The organism is Bacillus sp. NPDC060175 (assembly GCF_042728695.1).
In the GTDB taxonomy this organism is placed as follows: Bacteria; Bacillota; Bacilli; order Bacillales; family Bacillaceae_G; genus Bacillus_A.
Genome location: NZ_JBHWYR010000159.1, coordinates 1 through 4617, shown reverse-complemented (window position 1 = coordinate 4617; position 4617 = coordinate 1). Strand labels below are relative to the sequence as shown.

The following is a 4617-nucleotide window of genomic DNA, read 5'->3' as shown; positions in this document are numbered from 1 at the left end:
GATCAAGGCTGCTATGTAGCAATGAAGGATTCTTATCTTCTCTTGAAATAACTTGCTTTAATTCGTGTTCTAATTTATCATACGCATCAAAGAAATTATCAAATTCTACACTTACAAGTTCTTCATTTTCACGATAAAATCTTTTTGCTTCTATATAGGTCATATATGATTTATTTAAAAATCCTAATGAAATTAAATATTTCGAAGTGTTTTCTTGATAAATAGCAATATCACATGCTGTTTTAATATCAGAATAAGTCTTTTGTATGAAAGATTGTAATTCAATAATCTTAAACTTTAATTCATTATGCATTTAATTCCCTCCTGTATTATCTATTCTACATAATATAAGAATATTATACAAAGTAAAATTTCATCCTGAAAGTGATATTTAAAAAGATAACTTAAAAGGTTTAAAATTCAAAAAAACCTTTAGTGTTTATATAATAAATTGAATATGTAATTAGGAGTAGATATAATGCCAGAAACATTAGAACTCATTCTTTTCATACTTATAGCAATTAGTGCTGTGGGTTATCTAATAAAAGATTTTCAAAAACCTAAGAAAAGAACACTTGGAATTTCATTAGAATGTTTATTTTTTTCTGGTCAATTTGGAGAATATCGACTATCATAATTTAATTTATATAATCCCTCTCCTCTGGATACATCTTAATATTCAATTCATACTGCAAGCATCCCATTTCTTAATCATGTTCCTTGAATGAAGCAGTTAACTTTTGCTAGCTGCTCTTTTCTTTGTAACCATTATAAACAAATTTCCATATAATATAGTCATTCCTTTTTTATAAATTAAGCTCGTCACTTGGATTATAAAAATGGGATTATATCCTATAGATTTTTTTAGAATCATCCATAATTTATTTCTGAAAAAGTGTTTTGTTTTACTGAAAGGTGGTTGCGGAAACAACTGCCTTTTTATTTTGAAAAAAATATTTTTTTATATTACTATTTTCTGCTTTCTGGAACAGTTTTATAATTTCTAACCTTCTTCCTCGTTTTCAATTCAATATGTAATATTTCTTTATTTTAATGTCACTTTATAAATTACCTTCTAATAAAAAGACCTCCACATATAGTATGTAGGGAGATTATTCACAGATTGTTTACAGATAATAGGTGAGAAACATTTTACACTCATAATACAAAAATAAAAAGCGAAAAGAATAATCCCTTCTGCTTTTATAGTAACAAATACATTTCATACTGGGATAAAGAATTCTTCTCAAATCCACATTTCTTTAAAAAACCTTCAAGTAAACTATTATTAGGAAATCCAATTGTTAAACTGGTTAACTTCAGTTCTTTAATTGCTACTTGTAATAATTTTGTCCCAATACTACTATTTCTATAATCTTTGTCTACAAAAATAAAACTAATTTTACCTTGTTCATTTACACATACAGAGCCTTTTAATCTATTATTGATATATGCCCCATAAAATGTATTATTTGTTTTTTCAATATAATCAATATCATTTTGCCAATTTATATGGAAGTTTAACCATTTCTGAATTTCAACTTTAAAAGTTGGAAACTCTAATTGTTTTACTCCAATACCCTTACAATCTTTATTCATTATTTTAGTCAAATCATTTAAATTATAATAAGAAAGATCGTACACTTTTTCATAGCCTAATTTGTTATAAAAATGAATCGCTCGGTCGTTGCCCACAATGACTTCAAGAGAAAGTTGTTTACACCCATTTTGAATCGCCTCTTCTTTATGCAGTTCAAACAGCTTTTGACTAATACCAACACCGCGATAATTAGGATGGATAGCTAACGTTCCGCAGCGCATTGTTTTTATACTTTCATAAACTTTTATACCACCAAGTATTACACCAACAGATTTATCACCATCTAAAGCAAGAAAGGAGTGTTCTAACGAATTGCCTTCTGGCCCAAAAAACCTTTTTATAAAATCTTCTTTTGAAACTTCCATTTTAATAATGTAATCTGAAAATCCATCCTTAAAAGCTTCATACACTAAATCTATACTTAGTTCACTACATTTTTTGTATTGAATCATATAAGTATACTCCTCTGCTATGACTTGTTATATACTACATTCAAACACATGAAATGAATTCCCTTCACCATATCCATCCTTTATTTCATGAACAACAATTTGACTAAATCCATTAGCAATAAGTATATTTTCAAATTCTTTTAAATCATATAGTCTTATAGGAAAATCCATAATCTCAGTTTCTGTTATTTTCTCATCATGAATAACTTCATATTTTAGTTTAATATTTAAAAGTTTTTGTGCCTCATCATATGACACTTTTCTATACTCAACAATTAATTCATTGTTAATTTCTTTTCTATTTGTCTCTATCCAATCTAGAATTTGTTCTGTTTCACTTCCACCTTGTACAATAGTAAGAAGTAATTTTCCATTTTTTTTTAAGCTATTTTTCATATTTTGAAGACTAATATCCACTAAATTATTTGGTAAAAGAGAGAATGATCCAATAGGAATCATTATAAGATCGTATTTTTTATCACTATGGTATTCTTCTATTCTTCCTTGTGACACAACCGGTTTTAAGTTTAATTTTTCTGCTTTATCTTTACAAATTTTAAGCATATCTTTCGAAATATCAAATCCTTCTATATTCACACCATTTTGCATAAAAGGAATTAACATTCTACCATTTCCACACATCGGTTCTAACACTGCCATGTTTTTGTCTTTTGCAAACGAAAGATAGAAATCTAATTCTTTTCCAACAGCAATTGATTTATCACTTTCATATATTTTTGTACAAAGCTCTCCATAATACGTAATCAATGTTATTTCACCTCTTAATTTGAAATAAATGGACATTTCGCTACATATGTCTTACTATTTATTTGTTTTAAAACAAACGGTGCAATATCTCCATTTTGGATTTTCATTCCTGGCATATCTACTAGACTCTCTTTTATATTTTCAATGTCATTTCCCTCTATAACAAATGGTAATCTAACAATTGTCCAATCTACATCACTACTTTGTATAATTTCCAATTCTTTATATTTATCCCTCATCATCTTTGGAAGAAATAATTGAAACAAATTAGCCCCTATTTTATTTACAATTCCCTTCTGATCTCCTTCTACATTTAAGGAGCCTCCAGAAATAAGAATATAACGTTTTATTTCATATTCTTTCATTACTTTTAAAATATGCTTCGTAACTGTGCTAAAAATATAAGGTTCATTTTTCGGTTGTCCCACCGCATTAATTACAGCCCTACAACCTTTAAGTAATTCTTGTATTGTAAAAAAATCACGGGCATCCCCAATGATAGTCTCTATATTTTCATTAGTTATCGGCATATTTTTAGAAGTTCTCGTTAATATTTTTGCTTGATATCCCTTTTCTAACGCATGATTTACGATGAATTTTCCAGCTTTACCATTCGCACCAAGAATTGCTATTTTATTTGTAGTTTCCAATATTAAAACCCTCTAACTATCTATTATTTACTACAGTAATCTCATAAACACGTAAAAAAGTAATTAAATGCTCACATGCTCGTTCACATGCTAACATTTTAAAAATTTTTTGTTCTTCTTTCGTTTTATCATTCGCTTGATCTGAGGCAGCTTTTAAACATAGAAATGGTTTTTTATTTATATGACATACATAAGCAAATGCTGCCACTTCTTGATCAACGGCTAAAGCACCATAAACAGTATGCAGTAAATATCTCATTTCTGAACTTCGAATACGTTGATCTCCAGATAGAAATGTACCAAAATGGACCTGGTCATACGAACGCAATTTCTTCATTCGTTTTACGAGTGATTTAGTTGTTTCAATAGGTGCTGTTCTACCATCATATAGATTAAAACTATCTTCTCCTGAACCAGCCGCTGTAACATCATGCTGCAAAGTATTAAGAGCTACAACGATGTGCCCATTTTTCACTTTATCTGATAAACTCCCGCAAATTCCTGTCATAAATAACTGGTCTGGCTGAAATTCACTAATTAATAATTGTACACAACTAGCACAACTTACTTTTCCAACACCTGTCACAACTGATATCACTTCTAATTCATTAATAGAATGAAAATGAAATTCCCAAGCTGCTATTTTTTCTACACGCTCACTTGGATAATATTGATGCAAATACGTAAGCTCTGGTTCCCATGCAGATACAATTGCGATCCTTTTCATTACACACTTCACTTCCTCCTATTTTCATGTAAATAAGTCATCTATACTCTCTCGTTCATATTCTGGTATCCACTCTTTATACTTCTCATATAAATCCCGTATCTTTTCTTTATTCTTCGCAATTACTTCACATCCTCTATCATCATAAATAAACATGATAATATCCTTTGTTACATTTATAAAAAATACATCTGGATATGAAATTTCTTTTTTTCGCCCTAGACGTGGACGTAGGTCAGGGAAATCTTCATGATTAGCTGCTTGAATAAGCGGTTCATATTTAATATCTTCCGCAAGACATTTTAAAGAAAATTGATATATACAATATAAATCTGCTTCTTCATCTTCAAATAGAAAAGGTAATGTTTCTTGTCTAATATGAAACTTTAAACCACTCTTTTTAATAAATCTATTATATAC

Annotated in this window: 7 protein-coding genes; 1 reads left to right on the top strand and 6 read right to left on the bottom strand. The window is 28.9% G+C overall.

The features are described from left to right. On the bottom strand, window positions 1-313 hold a 313-nt coding region (locus tag ACFWDE_RS29970), incomplete at its 3' end, for a hypothetical protein (RefSeq protein WP_377896328.1). A gap of 165 nt (window positions 314-478) precedes the next feature. Between ACFWDE_RS29970 and ACFWDE_RS29965 the strand changes: the two genes are divergently transcribed. After that, window positions 479-637, top strand: coding sequence for a hypothetical protein (locus tag ACFWDE_RS29965; protein WP_002065550.1), 159 nt, complete (start codon window positions 479-481; stop codon window positions 635-637). Between the two features lie 566 nt (window positions 638-1203). On the opposite strand, the gene ACFWDE_RS29960 is transcribed toward ACFWDE_RS29965, so the two are convergent. The 5 genes from ACFWDE_RS29960 to ACFWDE_RS29940 all read right to left on the bottom strand — a co-directional run. Next, complete coding sequence (locus tag ACFWDE_RS29960) at window positions 1204-2052, bottom strand: GNAT family N-acetyltransferase (protein WP_377896327.1); 849 nt, start codon at window positions 2050-2052, stop codon at window positions 1204-1206. A 27-nt stretch (window positions 2053-2079) separates the two neighbouring features. Continuing rightward, window positions 2080-2820: a class I SAM-dependent methyltransferase gene (locus tag ACFWDE_RS29955; RefSeq protein WP_377896326.1), complete on the bottom strand. Its 741-nt coding sequence runs from the start codon at window positions 2818-2820 to the stop codon at window positions 2080-2082. A gap of 14 nt (window positions 2821-2834) precedes the next feature. Next, entirely contained in the window at window positions 2835-3470 is a 636-nt protein-coding gene (locus ACFWDE_RS29950; RefSeq protein ID WP_377896325.1) for an SDR family oxidoreductase, read from the bottom strand. 16 nt (window positions 3471-3486) lie between these two features. Beyond that, the gene (gene mtnN / locus ACFWDE_RS29945) at window positions 3487-4197 is read right to left on the bottom strand and encodes a 5'-methylthioadenosine/S-adenosylhomocysteine nucleosidase (RefSeq protein WP_377896324.1); all 711 of its coding nucleotides are present in this window, start codon (window positions 4195-4197) and stop codon (window positions 3487-3489) included. Between the two features lie 24 nt (window positions 4198-4221). Beyond that, a partial coding sequence (locus tag ACFWDE_RS29940; RefSeq protein WP_377896323.1) for a DUF3885 domain-containing protein occupies window positions 4222-4617 on the bottom strand: 396 nt, incomplete at its 5' end.